The sequence below is a fragment of the Chitinophaga sp. 10T418 genome (assembly GCF_056394125.1).
Window position 1 is genome coordinate 236629 of record NZ_JBFTHG010000001.1, and the last position, 14682, is coordinate 251310.

15 protein-coding genes are annotated in these 14682 nt (G+C 43.1%); 10 read left to right on the forward strand and 5 right to left on the reverse strand.

Annotated elements, in window-relative coordinates; all coding sequences use genetic code 11:
• Positions 1-140 precede the first annotated feature (140 nt).
• From AC1DCV_RS00900 to AC1DCV_RS00920, 5 genes are read left to right on the forward strand one after another with little or no spacing between them, the layout of a single operon-like run.
• Positions 141-626: a hypothetical protein gene (locus AC1DCV_RS00900; protein WP_477021443.1), complete on the forward strand. Its 486-nt coding sequence runs from the start codon at positions 141-143 to the stop codon at positions 624-626.
• A gap of 60 nt (positions 627-686) precedes the next feature.
• Complete coding sequence (locus AC1DCV_RS00905) at positions 687-977, forward strand: hypothetical protein (protein WP_477021444.1); 291 nt, start codon at positions 687-689, stop codon at positions 975-977.
• Positions 978-996: 19 nt separating this feature from the next.
• Positions 997-1857, forward strand: coding sequence for a hypothetical protein (locus tag AC1DCV_RS00910; protein ID WP_477021445.1), 861 nt, complete (start codon positions 997-999; stop codon positions 1855-1857).
• A 4-nt stretch (positions 1858-1861) separates the two neighbouring features.
• Entirely contained in the window at positions 1862-2536 is a 675-nt protein-coding gene (locus AC1DCV_RS00915) for a response regulator transcription factor (protein ID WP_477021446.1), read from the forward strand.
• Positions 2537-2538: 2 nt separating this feature from the next.
• Positions 2539-3855 carry a sensor histidine kinase gene (locus AC1DCV_RS00920; RefSeq protein ID WP_477021447.1) on the forward strand — a complete coding sequence of 439 codons (1317 nt, stop codon included), beginning with the start codon at positions 2539-2541 and terminating at the stop codon, positions 3853-3855.
• Positions 3856-3875: 20 nt separating this feature from the next.
• Here the strand turns inward: AC1DCV_RS00920 and AC1DCV_RS00925 are convergent, their stop codons facing one another.
• From AC1DCV_RS00925 to AC1DCV_RS00940, 4 genes are all read right to left on the reverse strand, one after another.
• Positions 3876-4844: a TraB/GumN family protein gene (locus tag AC1DCV_RS00925; RefSeq protein WP_477021448.1), complete on the reverse strand. Its 969-nt coding sequence runs from the start codon at positions 4842-4844 to the stop codon at positions 3876-3878.
• A 118-nt stretch (positions 4845-4962) separates the two neighbouring features.
• The gene (locus AC1DCV_RS00930) at positions 4963-5619 is read right to left on the reverse strand and encodes a hypothetical protein (RefSeq protein WP_477021449.1); all 657 of its coding nucleotides are present in this window, start codon (positions 5617-5619) and stop codon (positions 4963-4965) included.
• Entirely contained in the window at positions 5559-6092 is a 534-nt protein-coding gene (locus AC1DCV_RS00935; protein WP_477022069.1) for an RNA polymerase sigma factor, read from the reverse strand. Before AC1DCV_RS00935 ends, AC1DCV_RS00930 begins: the two co-directional genes overlap by 61 nt.
• An 81-nt stretch (positions 6093-6173) precedes the next feature.
• Positions 6174-7004 carry a hypothetical protein gene (locus AC1DCV_RS00940; protein ID WP_477021450.1) on the reverse strand — a complete coding sequence of 277 codons (831 nt, stop codon included), beginning with the start codon at positions 7002-7004 and terminating at the stop codon, positions 6174-6176.
• A 196-nt stretch (positions 7005-7200) separates the two neighbouring features.
• Between AC1DCV_RS00940 and AC1DCV_RS00945 the strand changes: the two genes are divergently transcribed.
• From AC1DCV_RS00945 to AC1DCV_RS00960, 4 genes are all read left to right on the forward strand, one after another.
• Entirely contained in the window at positions 7201-7644 is a 444-nt protein-coding gene (locus AC1DCV_RS00945; RefSeq protein ID WP_477021451.1) for a lipocalin-like domain-containing protein, read from the forward strand.
• Between the two features lie 210 nt (positions 7645-7854).
• Complete coding sequence (locus tag AC1DCV_RS00950; RefSeq protein ID WP_477021452.1) at positions 7855-8718, forward strand: hypothetical protein; 864 nt, start codon at positions 7855-7857, stop codon at positions 8716-8718.
• A gap of 109 nt (positions 8719-8827) precedes the next feature.
• Positions 8828-9394, forward strand: a complete 567-nt coding sequence (locus tag AC1DCV_RS00955) for a Crp/Fnr family transcriptional regulator (RefSeq protein WP_477021453.1) — start codon at positions 8828-8830, stop codon at positions 9392-9394.
• 69 nt (positions 9395-9463) lie between these two features.
• Entirely contained in the window at positions 9464-10270 is an 807-nt protein-coding gene (locus tag AC1DCV_RS00960; RefSeq protein WP_477021454.1) for an alpha/beta fold hydrolase, read from the forward strand.
• 233 nt (positions 10271-10503) lie between these two features.
• Here the strand turns inward: AC1DCV_RS00960 and AC1DCV_RS00965 are convergent, their stop codons facing one another.
• Positions 10504-11238, reverse strand: a complete 735-nt coding sequence (locus AC1DCV_RS00965) for a GntR family transcriptional regulator (RefSeq protein ID WP_477021455.1) — start codon at positions 11236-11238, stop codon at positions 10504-10506.
• A 272-nt stretch (positions 11239-11510) separates the two neighbouring features.
• Here AC1DCV_RS00965 and AC1DCV_RS00970 point away from each other — a divergent pair, with 272 nt between their 5' ends.
• The gene (locus AC1DCV_RS00970) at positions 11511-14654 is read left to right on the forward strand and encodes a SusC/RagA family TonB-linked outer membrane protein (protein WP_477021456.1); all 3144 of its coding nucleotides are present in this window, start codon (positions 11511-11513) and stop codon (positions 14652-14654) included.
• The last annotated feature ends 28 nt before the right edge of the window (positions 14655-14682 follow it).

Consider the following 14682-nt stretch of genomic DNA (forward strand, 5'->3'; position numbering starts at 1 on the left):
GACTAACCTCGGGTAGAGTATATGGAATAGCTAACCAGGCATCCCTCCTGATTCTTTTTCGCCGTTCTTCATTTTCGCTTCATCTTCCCGTATTAGTTTTGTTCTGACATTAAAATATTGAACAACCTAAAACCAGGATCATGAAAGCAAATGGATTAATGGCCATCGCCTTATTATTCTCAGGTGCTGCCTTTGCACAGCAGGCATCAGTGAAAGCTACTACAAATGTAAATAGTCAGGTCAGTGCAGGAAAGACCAGTCTGGGCGCTGGTAGTACAACCACCAGCTCCTCTGTAGTTATAGTAAATCCCGGTAACAACACTACTGCGGGCAGTAATGACGCGCAGATCAGTTCTGCTGGTCGCGCAAGTATAACAAGTGTAGAAAGTGCCGGAAATATTACTGCACATCAGGCTACCGGTGCTGCTATAGCGGTAGAAAATACCGTGGGCAATACTTTGCAGACTGCCGGAACCGCCGGTCTGAAATTGGAAAACAAGGTGAGTAATACTATTAAACCCGCCACCAGCATTAATACCACATTGAACCATACCCTGAATATACAATCTGCCCCCATCCGTATTAATACGCGTATAGGAGGAGGTGCCGCCCTGGGCATCTTGTAGATTTAACTAAAAAAAGCAGATTTTTGCTACTATTTGCAGCAAAAATCTGCTACTTTTATCATGATGATTAAATTCCTTTTATCTACGCTCGTTGTTGTGCCGGCACTGCTGCTGGCAAAACCACATGCCGGTTATGGGAATATACCTACTGCTGATACACTGCAACCTGTCAGGACTACGTCCGATAAACCAATTGAAAAACCAGTTGCCAAATTGCAGGAGCATTTACCAGAGATAAAAGAAGTGCCAAAATCGAGGCGTTTAATTAAACCGATGGCTGTTCCCTCTCCATTGCCCATTAAGCCAATCCGGATCATTAAGCCGAAAATCATCCCGGGGAAAATATTCTGACCGGACAAAAGACGACCATATGAAATATATACTGATATTATCGGTTGTATGGCTATGCTGTGCTACTGCAGCACAGGCACAGACAGACACCATGCATATACCCGCAGATACCACAGCTGTAAGCAAGACGGTAACGCTGACAATGGGTTTACTATATTCCAATAATGCTAATTACTATGGGCAGACGGCGATCAAACCGATGCCTTACGCTGCGGCCAGCGCCACTTTACAGTTCCGTTCCGGGATCTATTTTTCAGGAGTGGGATACCGTTTACTGAATGATTCCGGAAGCATTGTTTCCGCCACCAGTGCAGGTGTGGGTTGGGGATTTAAGATGGGAAAGAAGTTAACAGGAGATATCAGTTATAGCCATACTTTCTTTCCTGCCAACTCCCCGTTTCTCCAGGCAGCAAATACAGATAATGCCACCGCCGCACTGAAGTACCACTACTGGATGACTTCCGGTCTGAACGTAGATTATGCATTCGGAAAACAGCAGGACCTTTTTGTAACGCTGAGTACAGAGAAACAGATCCCATTGGGTAGCTTTTCCAAAGGGAAAGACCTGATCACCCTGACGCCTTCTGTGGAAGCGGTAGGGGGCTCCCAGCATTTTTATCAGACGTATATCAAAGAAAGAAAGTTCCTGGGTTTGCCGCTGCCTGTATTGCCCGGCATTCCTGGTACTTCTGAAATGGTGACAGAAGAAGCCTCCAGGTTTGACCTCCTTTCTTACGGTATCCGGGTACCGCTGGCCTATAACAGGGCGCATTACATGATAGAAGTGGCTTATCAGCTGTCAGTGCTGAGTGACAAAGCACTCAGTGGCGCAGGCAATACCAACTCTTTTTTCAATTGTAGTTTCTATTACCAGTTTTAGTCAAATGAAAGTACTGATCATAGAAGATGAAAAGGCCATGGCCACAGAAATGCAGGTGTTCCTGGAAAAAGCACACTACCGTTGTGACCTGGCTCATACTGCCAGACTGGGACTGGAAAAAATGGAAGAGCATCAGTATGATTTCATCCTGCTGGATCTTGGGCTTCCTGATAAAGATGGACTGGTACTTCTGCAGGAGGCGCGGAAAGACTATCCACAAACATCTTATATTATTCTCACTGCACGCGGACAGTTGGAAGACCGCATAAAAGGGCTGCAGGCAGGAGCAGATGATTATCTGCCCAAACCCTTTTCCCTGCTGGAATTACTGGCCAGAATGCAAGCCATTTCGAGACGTAAATTCGGGCTAACGGATAATGAAATACCCCTCGAAGATTTTACAGTAGACCTGCATAAACGAAGCATCTTTTTTGAAAAACAGGAAATCTCTTTATCGAGAAGAGAATTTGACCTGCTTAGTTACATGCTGTTACATAAAAACAGGCCCCTCACAAGAATGCAGCTGAGTGAGCATATCTGGGGAGATTTGGCAGATGACGACTACGACTCCAATTATATAGATGTGCATATCAAAAATATACGGAAAAAATTATCGGCCTTTGCATCCGTTGAATGGCTCCAGACTATCAGACATGTAGGGTATAAAATAAAGCTCTGAGCGTGAAACTATTTACCAAACTTACACTTTTTATCACGCTGTCGAAGATGGCTATCGCTATTCTGTTCGTACTGCTGCTGCCAGTCCTGGTAGAAGATATCGCTTTCAGGTACAACGACTATTACCTGAAAGAACAAAAGAAAAAGGTCCTGGAGGTAGTATGGAAAAATGGAATTGAAGCTTATTTGCAGGGGGAAGAAAGCTATGGCAGCTACACCATGCTGAAGGAAGAATATATTTCGATGGAGCCTGGCGGTAAAGATTCGTTACCAGATACCATCGCTACCTTACAACGTGTAGTGGAAAGTGATACACTCACTTATCGCGTGTTAAGCCATGTTTTTGACTACCAACATAAAAGGTATATGCTGGAAGTCGGAAAGAAAACAGCTACCATCAGCCAATATAATCGTCCCTTGCAAAAGGTGGCCCTGTATGTATTGTTCGGGCTGATAGTACTCACCACCCTGGTAGATCTTATATTTACCAGGCTATTACTTCGCCCACTTGGTGTAATCATCAGGACGAAATTAGTGAACCGGAAATTTCCGTTTAAAGAGCACATTCCTCCCATTCATACCACTACCAAAGATTTCAGGTACCTCGACGATTCATTGATTGAACTGATGGGGAAAATCAACGAAGCCTTTGAAAAAGAACGGGAGTTTACAGCCAATGCTTCCCATGAGCTGATGACACCTATCACCATACTCCAAAACAAAATGGAGAACCTGATGGTGGAAGATTCTCCCGATGAAGAGTTGCAGAAAAAGATCACCGGCATGATGAAAACACTAAACCGGCTGAAGAAAATAGTTCATTCGTTGCTACTCATCTCCCGTATTGAGAATGACCAGTTTCCAAAAAATGATCAGCTGACGCCTGCTATGTTGATAACAGAAGTGATGGAGGAACTGGAGCACCGGTTAGAAGAAAAACAATTATCATTCACCAACAATATCTCCCATATAGTTGTACTGCATCACCTGAATCACGACCTGATATTTCAACTACTGTATAACCTGTTGAATAATGCTATAAAGTATAATACATCCGGAGGGCAAATTGTGGTGAGCGATCAAATGATTCCTGGTGAATCCTATCAGCTCATCATTAGCGATACTGGTATAGGTATCAGCGAACAGGAAATAGGCACTATCTTCCACCGGTTTAAGAAAGTAGCAAGAACGGAAGGAGAAGGCTATGGGCTGGGGCTCTCTATCGCAAGCACTATTGCCCAGTATCATAATATGAAAATTGCAGTGTCTTCTACTGTTGATGTTGGAACCACTTTTACCATCAACTTTCCACTTATCTGATTACTGCTATCTATATAGGTTTATTGCCCGAGTGTAACAGGCGTTATAATAAACCCTTTTTTACGTAAGACTTCGATGATGCCCTTGTTTTTATCGACAAAAAAATGCCCGGCGCCTACAGCTATAAAGCAATTGTCCTGCTCTAATAAGGAAACCAGCTGCGGTATCCACGCGGCATTTCTGGTTATCACCTGAAAGGGATCATTATCGCGATAAATTCTGCGTTTCTCATAATCATTCCATCCAGATTTATATTGGTTAGAAGATGCCAGCAGATCTGATTTTGCGTGCTCCTCTTCCGGACTGAGAACAGGTGCATCGAGGAAATGTACTAATTGTACTATTTGACTACTGATAGAATTACTACCTTCTGTAAAGTGGATATCTGGCAATATAGCTGCATCATCAAGTGCTATTATCTTTTTTTTGTTTTCAACAGCATGGTTCAGCAATGCCTTGTCCATACCGATCTTTTCTGTTGCTATTCCTATCTTATTCATCTGCTGAGATGTCAGTTTGGATATCATGCGCATAATCATTCGGTTTTGCTCGCCCGCAGTATGCATTTTATTCATTAGGTCAGAAGGTTTTTCTTGCCAACCCATATCAAGAAAGTGCTTGTCGACAAAAGCGATGGCGTTTCCAAAAATCTGTACTGCCGTCTTCCTGGATTTATTTGAGCTAATGCTATCTATTTGATTTCCCAATACGCTTGTATCTGGGATGGATTCACAGATGAATATGTTAGCAAGTTCAATATGCTGATAAAATTCCGGGTGACTATCTACCCAACTTTTACCCAAGGGGTGGTAGCTTCCAAGCAGGTAGGAAACTTTACCGGAATGGGGTGCTTCAATTTTCCAGTATACAGATTGTATATGCCGGTCATTTTGTTTTTGGGCTTGTGTAATGCTACTTGTTAGCAGTGTTAAGGAGCAAACTAGCAATGATGTCAATACGTTATGGAAGTTGAGGAGGGTTAATTTCATACGTTGGAGTTTCAGATGATGTTAGAATGGTTACTGAAAATACTACAAATTTTTTGGTTTTTGCAAGCGCGGCCAGATGATGGAATGTAATTTAGTTCAATAACATTTCCCGCCGCTGCTATTTCTTTTTCGGTATCGAGTCCTTATTGACATCGAGTCTGTAGTCATCCTGGGTAATACCTTTTACGCCTTTATGTTTTTTACGGGTTGGAATAGTATACACCGTATCAAAAATGCGGACAGGGTCCTTCGTTTTTGGCAAGGCCGACGAATCTATTTTGATGGGTGCTGTATTTTGTGTAGAGATAGAATCGGCAATGGTGGCGGTATTTAGCGTGTCATTTGGCAATAGTGTTTCTTTTTTTATATTAAGAGGTGGCGTGTTTTTTTCTTCTATGTTATTGATTAATGTATTGCTGTCTGTAACAGGAGAAGGCTTTTCTGTTGCAGGTAAAGGTTTTAAAGGCGTTATCTTTTCAGGTGCATTATTTTTATGATGATAATACCAGAATAGTAAAGTGACCACCACCATTATTGCGGCAAAGCCATACCAGCCTTTACCCCTATATTTTAGGGAAGGTTTTTCCGCTGGTGCATCAGGAACCGCATCCAACTGCATTTCAATGCTGTTCCAAATACTGTCGGCCATATCCGGCACAGGAATTTGCTCCAGCTTTGCTGCTATTAAATTTTCGTATGGAGTGGTTGTATTCACTAATTTTTTATAGCGGTTATTTTTTGTTGAAGAATTTTTCTTGCTTCGCTCAAATGCCATTTGCTGGTACCCTCACTGATATTTAATTGCGATGCAATTTCTTTGTGAGTATAGCCATCAATGGCATACAATACAAACACGGCATGCGTAGCTCTTGGTAGTTGTCTTACCAATTGCAGTATAGCTGCTGCATCTGTTTTTTCAATAATGCTGTTTTGGACAAATGGTTCTTCTACGGTATCTGATTCCAGGCTGGTAAAGCGGCTGCGTTGTTTTATATGATCTAATGATTCGTTGATAATGATTTTTTTCAGCCAGCCATGAAAGTTCCCTTTCGTTGCATCATAGGAGTTGATACTCCTGAACATTTTCACAAAGGCATGGCCGAGGATATCGGCCGCCTCGTGTTCATCAGTAGCATAGCGCATGGCAATAGTCATAGCAAAACCATACAGCTGCCGGTACAGTTGCTCCTGTGCTTTTCTATTGCCGCTGCGGCAATCAATGATAATATTTTCTAAATCTTGTTCCAGGAACTATTTAAATAATTTAATTACCTTATATCCCTTTGCTGTAGTCGTTTCAATACAAATCTTTTTATAATGAGCAGGGAATTACCATTTCACATCGTGTACTTTTCTGGCAAAAATAGCGGTGGCAATGGCGCCTATATTTAACCTTTCTGTTGCATCCAGTTCATTATAGAACCAGATATTCCTGTCTATTGCGTCAATAATGGCAATCACACCATCATTGGTGCTTAGCTCATAACCAGACAGCAATTTAAACGGTAGCTGTCCTGTTTTACCATTGGACAACGTTGTTTTTTTAATGCTGAGAGGTTTTATAAAAATAGTATCAGTTCCATTTGTGGCGAGTCCATTGTCATCCGGCTTAATAAAAGTAAACGGGTTTTTATCATTTTCTGCTTTCCGGTCGTAAATATTTGTCATCAACAGCTCCCAGTTTTTGTAGCCCCGGGTGGTATCAGCACTAATAATCGCTGAGAATATATATTTGTATTCCTGCAATTGCTCGAAACCATTGAGGATGCTGGGTCGGTTAATGGTTTCATATTCCAGCTTTTTTATCATCTCTTTTTCATCTGCATATATTTCCACCTTATTTTTTCCGTCTGACAAAGAGTAGCGGAATTTTGTTTTTTCCTGGGTAGTTGTTTCACTTTTCTGAATGCCAATTTGATTCAATAGCATATTTTCCAGTAAAAATCCGCGTCCACCCCAGGACCATACGGGAGAGTTGATATGCAGCCCCCTTTTTATTTTAGATGTCGAAAAGTTAGCGAATGACATTTTATTGCCTCTTGCGCCCTTCACATGTTGCATGGTGGCTTGTTCCTTGAATTTGTCGGGTATAGCCAGTTTGATTGAAGTACAACCACTCACTAACCCCGCGATGGCAAATGCTAATACTGTATTTTTCATTTTAGGTTTTAAAACGCCACAATTTATTTATTCCCATGTGGTAAGTCCTGGTACAGACCGACCTTTTTTCAGTAATACCCTGTTTTTCAGGCAATGGTTGGGTGTCTCTCAAAAAAAATATTTTTTCATTTTATCCAACCTTTTAGGTCAGTGGGAGGGTATTGCTATCAAACAAAGTTATATCTAAACCAAATATATGAAGACAACCACAATGAAATGGGCTTTAATAGCAATGACAGCAGGCTCAATGTTTTTTTCCTGCAAAAAAGAGAAAAGTAGCAGCCCCGAGTGCAGCATTAATGTGACCAGTCTTTCCGGTGCCTATAAGTTAACAGCGCTGCAATACAAGGCTTCCGCAACAGCCGTCCCAGTGGACTATTTAGCGTTTATGGAGCCCTGCGAAAAGGATGATATCATCACCCTGAAAAGTGACGGTACTTATAAGTACAACAATGCCGGTACCGTTTGTGAATCCGATAAAATCGGGGATGGTACCTGGCAGCTAAGCGGTAATACATTAACCAGTGATGGTCAGTTAAACGGTACTATTGCCAGCTACGACTGTAAAACATTGACTTATTATGTAGAAAATTCAATACAACCAGGAGATAAGCTGGTATTTACCATGGTGAAGCAATAGTTTTTTTATATTTAGAATGAGAAAGGCTGCTCGTTTCGTATGAGTGGCCTTTGTCTGGATTCTCTCGCATAATCCGGATAGCGGCCCGTCCGCATTTTGTAATACCGGAATCAGACAAAAATGGTAAATTGTATTACGAAAGGATAATATTATTAATGTAACCGCTACTTCCTTCAATTCATAAAAAGATTGCAGGGAAACCTACCTGACATGAGTAACTGGAAAAATAGAGAATTTGTAAACCCAACCGGCGTAAGCGCTAATAGCAGCATCCTGCTGGCGATAGTAAGAATTTTGTTGGGGGTATGTTTGTTATATACGGATCCCTTATCATCCCGGTTCGGATTTCTCCTTGTATTTTTTTTCCTTATTTCCGTTGCAAGGCATCTTCTTTTTTATTTCAGTAAGCCAATACCGGATAATATATACAATTTCTGGCTGGACCTGTTCACGCCGTGCCTGTATGGATTCATATTGTTTCATGTTTTATCCATCTATGATTCTTCTCTTTTGTCGCTTGGCGTCAGCATTTTTTTACCCGCCATCATGTATTGTTTTTTATTTGCCGGTGATGGCATTGGAGTGATGAGCAGAGGTGTTTTTTGGAGTGGACTGGCTGCTTATGTGATGATTTTTCTGGCCACATTAAATTATGTATTCGACTTTTCAAATCCTGTGGTGGAGAAGTATTTTTTAGTAAAGAAGTATGCTGTAACCACGCTGGCTGAAGATGGAGGCCCAGGGGGAGATGCTTACTATTTTGATCTTATTCATGTAGATAGTGTTTCCATGCCCGCACAGTGGGTAGAAGTAAACCAGAAAACCTACAATCGTTATCAGCATAGCTGGAAGTATAAAAGGATTACCCTGGACAGTACTGTATTTATAATATTGGATAAGAAAGGAAAATCAGCAGGTCGCCCTCCATATTATTTTCTATTACTGAAAACCAATGGTCCCTTTTATGCTAAAATTATGACGGAACCAGATTATGCCCGGTTTGAAAACGGAGATACTTTCCACGTTGAAAGACACAGGGGAATGCTGGGGCTAGAGTGGCTGACTTACCGCTGATAGAAATTGGATTTTTACATGGTAAGTTGATGCCAGCTTCGAAAAGGCGGATCCGGCAGCAGTGATGGCCGAAAGAACTTTATCTATATTTGCGCCTGGGTTTGATCTTATGGAACGTTATCAATACTTCAAACAATTTCACGATATCAGCATGGCAGACTATCGTTTGCTGACGGAAAACCTTAAACCCCGCTCGTTTAAGAAAGGAGAGTTCATTATCATACCCGGCCAGATTCAGAGAGAGCTTTACTTCGTAAAAAGCGGTGTTCAGATGGCTTACTTAGATGCGACCGATAAGGCCTACGTCATTGCTTTTAACTACTTCCCAAACTTATGCGCCATCGCTGAATCCTTTTCATTCCAGGTACCTTCTAAATATCATTTAACCTGTTTGACAGACAGTGAATTGGAGTCCCTCAGCTATGAGGATCTGCAAAAACTGGTGGATCAATCCCAGCAAATAGAACGACTCTTCAGACGGATGAGCGAATCCATGTTAGCAGGCATGATTGACCTCCACATTGATCTGCGCGCCATGACCATAGAAGAACGATATAAGGCATTTTGCCGGAAAAGCCCGCAGTTGCTGCACCTGGTGCCCCACAAATACATTGCTTCTTATTTAGGAATAGACCCAACGAACTTTAGCAAGTTATTCAACCATGTGAAATTCTGATGTTGGTGTACACCAAGAATTGTTTGCCTGCCGCTTGCGAACTTCGCATCAACGCAAACAATAAAAACCATGATCACTACAGCAATCAACGGAAACTATGCCAACGTCAACGGACTGAAGATGTACTATGAAGTACATGGAACCGGAAAGCCGTTGTTACTCCTGCCTGGAGCGGTGTCCGGAGTCAGTACTGCATTCGGGGACTTAATTCCTCTGCTGGCAAATGACCATCAGGTTATAGCTGTTGAATTTCAGGGCTATGGACACACGGCTGATATTCCGGAACGTCCGCTTTCTTACGAACAATTTGCAGATGACGTTATTGCGTTACTGCAAATTTTAAATATAGAACAAACGGATATTTTTGGATACAGCACCGGAGCAGGTGTAGCGCTGCTGGTAGCCATGCGCCAACCTGCGCTTGTAGGCAAGCTAATCCTGGCTTCGGTCATCTATAACAGCAGCGGGCGCCATCCTGTCCTCACAGAACTGGAAAAACTGCTTACTGCCGAAGCCATGAAAGGTACTGTCTATGAAGCAGAATATTTCAGCACCGCCCCAAGGCCGCAGGACTGGCCTAAACACCTTGCTAAAGTGACAACATTCAACCAAAAGTTTCAGGACTGGTCAGCAGATGATATTCGAAACATTCAGGCGCCTGCGTTGATTATTGCCGGTGATGCAGATATTGTTCAGCCGGAGCATGTAGTGGAATTGTATAAATTACTGGGTGGCGGTGGTGTTGGTGAGTTATCAATGCCGAAATCACAACTGGCGATATTGCCAGGAACTATGCATACGGCCTTGACAAGAAGAACCGATTTATTAATGACCATGATTCCCGCGTTTCTTAATGATCATATCAACAAAGAGTAGGCCTTGTAAAAGCCATAAACAAACCTTCCGCTTATTCATTCAATATGGCCATAACTTATTGCTTAGATATGTTTATGGCCAATTGAATTTATCATCACCAGGACAGATCTATTTAGTGAAAGGCAACCCGTGATAACATGTTGCAATTCATTTTTTATGTTAGTATGTACATACATAATGAATGTATATGAGAAGATAGGTTTTGCTTCTGAAACAGTGAAAATGGAAAATAATCAGGGTGTACGTCTGCTCTCAACAGTGTAGACGAAGCTCTCAGCTTTGTAATAGCCCAGATTGTACTCGATGGACCGCTCTGCCTGATCAAAGACATACCTTTTCCGGAACAGGATCGGGCTGTCCACATTAATCTCCAGCTTAGCAGCAATGAATTTATCGGCAGTCCTGGAGCTGATTTCCTCCTTTGACAAAGTAGCCACCACATAATGATCATGCTGCAGCATTTCATACAAGGGCTGCTTAAAATCCTCATCGCCGGTGAGGCCGATCCTGGGATGAAAATAGGAAACGAAGTAAACAAATGGCTCCTGGGAATTACCCCGCAAACGTTCCAGCTTCATCACCTTTTTATCTGTTTTGATATCGAAGAAATTCGCGACCTGCTCGTCGGGATACACCCAGCTGATATGCAATTCGTAATTCTTTATTGTAACTCCCCTGGCTTGCATTTCCTGTGTAAAGCTCATCCAGTTCATGGATTTGGAACTCATTTTCTGATGGGCCACTTTGGTACCCACTCTTTTTTTCCGCACCAGCAACTCTTCATACACCAGCTTATTGATGGCCTGGCGCAACGTAGGACGCGAAATAGCCAGCTTCCTGGCCAGCTCCATTTCATTGGGCAACAGCTTTCCAGCCTGGTATTCCGGTTGTTTTATCAGTTCCCGTAAAAGGTTTTCCACTTGTATGTGTAGTGGGGTTCCGCTTTGATGATCGATTGCTAAATTCATATATGTAGTAACATAGAAGCACTGCAAGTTAATAAATAGCCGCATTTTTTGAAGACTTTTGACGTCCACCAGGCAGTTCCACTTGATAAGAGCAGTGTGTATTTAAAGGAAATACCAATAAATATTTTAATAAAATAATATATAAATCATTTGTTGTTAATTTAAATAGGTGATCGGTAAATTTTTATTTCGAAAAAGTTTGACGCTATCGTTTTAATATGTACTTATGTATATACAAACCAAAATCTAATTACTCATTTGTCTGCACTGTTATGAAAACACGCGTCCCAACTATCCTGCGACAGAAATATCTGTGCTTTCTATTGTTCCTGTTTACAGGAAATGCCTCATTTGGTCAGACACTATTCACCGTAACAGGTAAAGTGCTGGACACAAAAGGACAAGCCATGCCAGGAGTAACCGTAAAGGTGAAACATCGGCCCGCCGGCACAGTCACCACCTCCTCCGGAGAGTATTCCATCAAACTAACAACAGCCTCCGATACATTGACCTTCTCCTCTCTGGGATACCAGCCGCAGGAGATCCCGGTGAACGGACGGCGCACTATCCTTGTAACATTACTGGATAACCGGAACGACCTGAATGATGTAGTGGTGGTCGCCTACGGCCAGCAAAAGAAACAAAGCATGGTCAGTTCTATCACTGCCATAAATCCCAAAGAAATCAAAGGGCCTACCAGCAATCTGACCACTATGCTCGCCGGACGTATATCCGGATTGGTATCGTACCAACGGAGTGGTGAACCAGGAGCAGATAATGCTTCGTTCTTTATCCGCGGCATCACCTCTTTTGGCTCAGGTAAACTGGACCCCTTAATATTAATCGATGGAATGGAATCCACCTCCACCGAACTGGCGCGTCTGCAACCGGATGATATCGCCGGCTTCTCCGTGCTCAAAGACGCCGCGGCTGCATCTCTGTACGGCGCACGGGGCGCCAACGGTGTGATACTCGTTGTTACCAAAACAGGTAAATCCGGCGTAACGAAAATGAATATTCGACTTGAAAACTCTTTCTCCTCCAACACCCGGAATATTGAGCTGGCGGATAATATCTCTTACATGGAACTGGCCAACGAAGCAGCCATCACCCGCAACAGACTGGCGCCGTTGCCTTACAGCCAGAACAAGATTGATCATACCAAAGCAGGTGACAATCCTTACCTGTATCCCAGCAACGACTGGCTTGGAACGCTGATCAAAAAATTTACGAATAACCAGCGCCTGAATCTCAACCTCTCCGGCGGTGGACAGAAAGCACAGTACTATGTAGGCGCTACCATGAACCAGGATAATGGTATCCTGAGAACGCAAAGTGATAATAACTTCAATAACAATATCAAGTTAAGGAGTTATGAGATTCGCTCTAACGTGAATCTGAAACTTACATCTACCACGGAAGCCATCATCAGAACTACCGGGAATTTCGATGACTACAACGGCCCTGTTGGTGGTGGTGCTGCTATCTTCAAAAGTGCATTGAATGCAAACCCGGTGCTGTTTCCGGCTACCTTCCCTGCCAGTGATCTGCCCAGTGTAAAACATCCTTTGTTCGGAAACACTTCCCGCGGTTCTAATGGGGAGGTGTATAGCAATCCTTACGCATCCATGGTGTCAGGGTTTCAACAATACAACACCTCTACATTAAATGTACAGCTGGAAGTAAAACAAGACCTGAGCGCTATTACGCAAGGCCTTTCCGCCAGGGTCATGGCGTATACCAAACGCTATTCCTACTTTAATCTGAGCCGGCAGTATAATCCGTTCTTCTACGCTGCCAGTCCTACAGTAAAGGATCCGGATAAATACTCGCTGTCGCTGTTAAATGAAAAAACTGCTACGGAATATCTCAACTATACGCCCGGCGATAAGATAGTGAATACGACCACCTACATGGAAGCAGCGATAAACTACAACCGTACGTTCAACCGTGTGCATAACATCGGTGGCTTGTTGATTGGTATCCGCCGGAACTATCTGAACGGAAATGCAGGTGATCTGCAACTGTCGCTTCCCTTCCGCAACCAGGGCGTTTCCGGAAGACTCACCTATGGCTATGATAACCGCTACCTGTTGGAAGGAAACTTCGGATACAACGGATCGGAACGTTTTGCAAGTAATAACCGTTACGGCTTTTTTCCTTCCATCGGCGTAGCCTGGAATGCAGGTAATGAAAAGTTCCTGGCAGGATTAACAGATGTAATATCGCAGCTGAAATTCCGTGCTACCTATGGCCTCGTAGGTAATGACCAGATCGGGAATGCTAACGACCGTTTCTTCTACTTGTCTAACGTGAGCCTCAATGACGGCAACTTCAGCTCATACTTTGGAGAAAACTACGGATATGTAAAATCTGGCGTTTCTATTTCCAGGTATCCGAATAATAACATCACGTGGGAGAAATCCCAGAAGACTAACATCGGTTTGGACCTCGGGTTGTGGAATGCGCTGACGGTGACCGTAGATGCCTATAAAGAACGCCGCAGCAGCATCCTGATGTCGCGGGCTTACATTCCATCTACCATGGGGCTTACCGCGCCAATCAGCGCCAATGTAGGCGTAGCAGAAGGCCGCGGTATAGATTTATCCATGGACTACAACAAGAACTTCGGAAAAACCTGGCTACAGGTACGGGGAACATTCACCTACGCTGCGAGTAAACTATTGGTGAACGAAGAACCACAATACGCTGATAACATGCAATATCTTTCCCGCGTAGGCCATTCGCTGGGCCAGGTATATGGACTTGTTGCAGAAAGATTATTTGTGGATGAAGAAGATGTAAAGAACTCACCCCGCCAGAATTTCGGAGAAGTAAAGGGTGGAGACATCAAATACCGCGACCTGAACGGCGATGGACAAATCTCCAAACTGGATATGGTGAATGCGCTGGGATACCCTACTACGCCGGAGATCATCTATGGATTCGGATTCTCTTTTGGGTATAAAAATTTTGATATCAGTACCTTTTTCCAGGGCTCCGCCAGATCTTCCTTTTTCATAGATCCTGCTGCTATCTCTCCTTTTGTTGTGGATGGTGGTAATCAACATGGACTGCTCAATGTTATTGCGCAGAATCACTGGTCAGAAGACAACCGTAACCTGTATGCCTTCTGGCCCAGACTGGGTCTTACGCAAAATGAAAACAACAACCAACCTTCCAATTGGTGGCTGCGCAACGGCGCTTTTCTCCGGATGAAGAGCGCAGAAATCGGCTATAATATCGGCGAGAAAGGAATGAAAAGATATCACATATCCGGGCTAAGGATCTATGCCAACGGTACCAACCTGTTCCTGATCAGTGCATTTAAATTGTGGGATCCTGAGCAAGGTGGCAACGCATTGGGCTATCCCGTTCAACGCGTGTTTAATATAGGCATCAACATTCAGTTATAGTATCCGGATAAAATCTACAACTATGCAA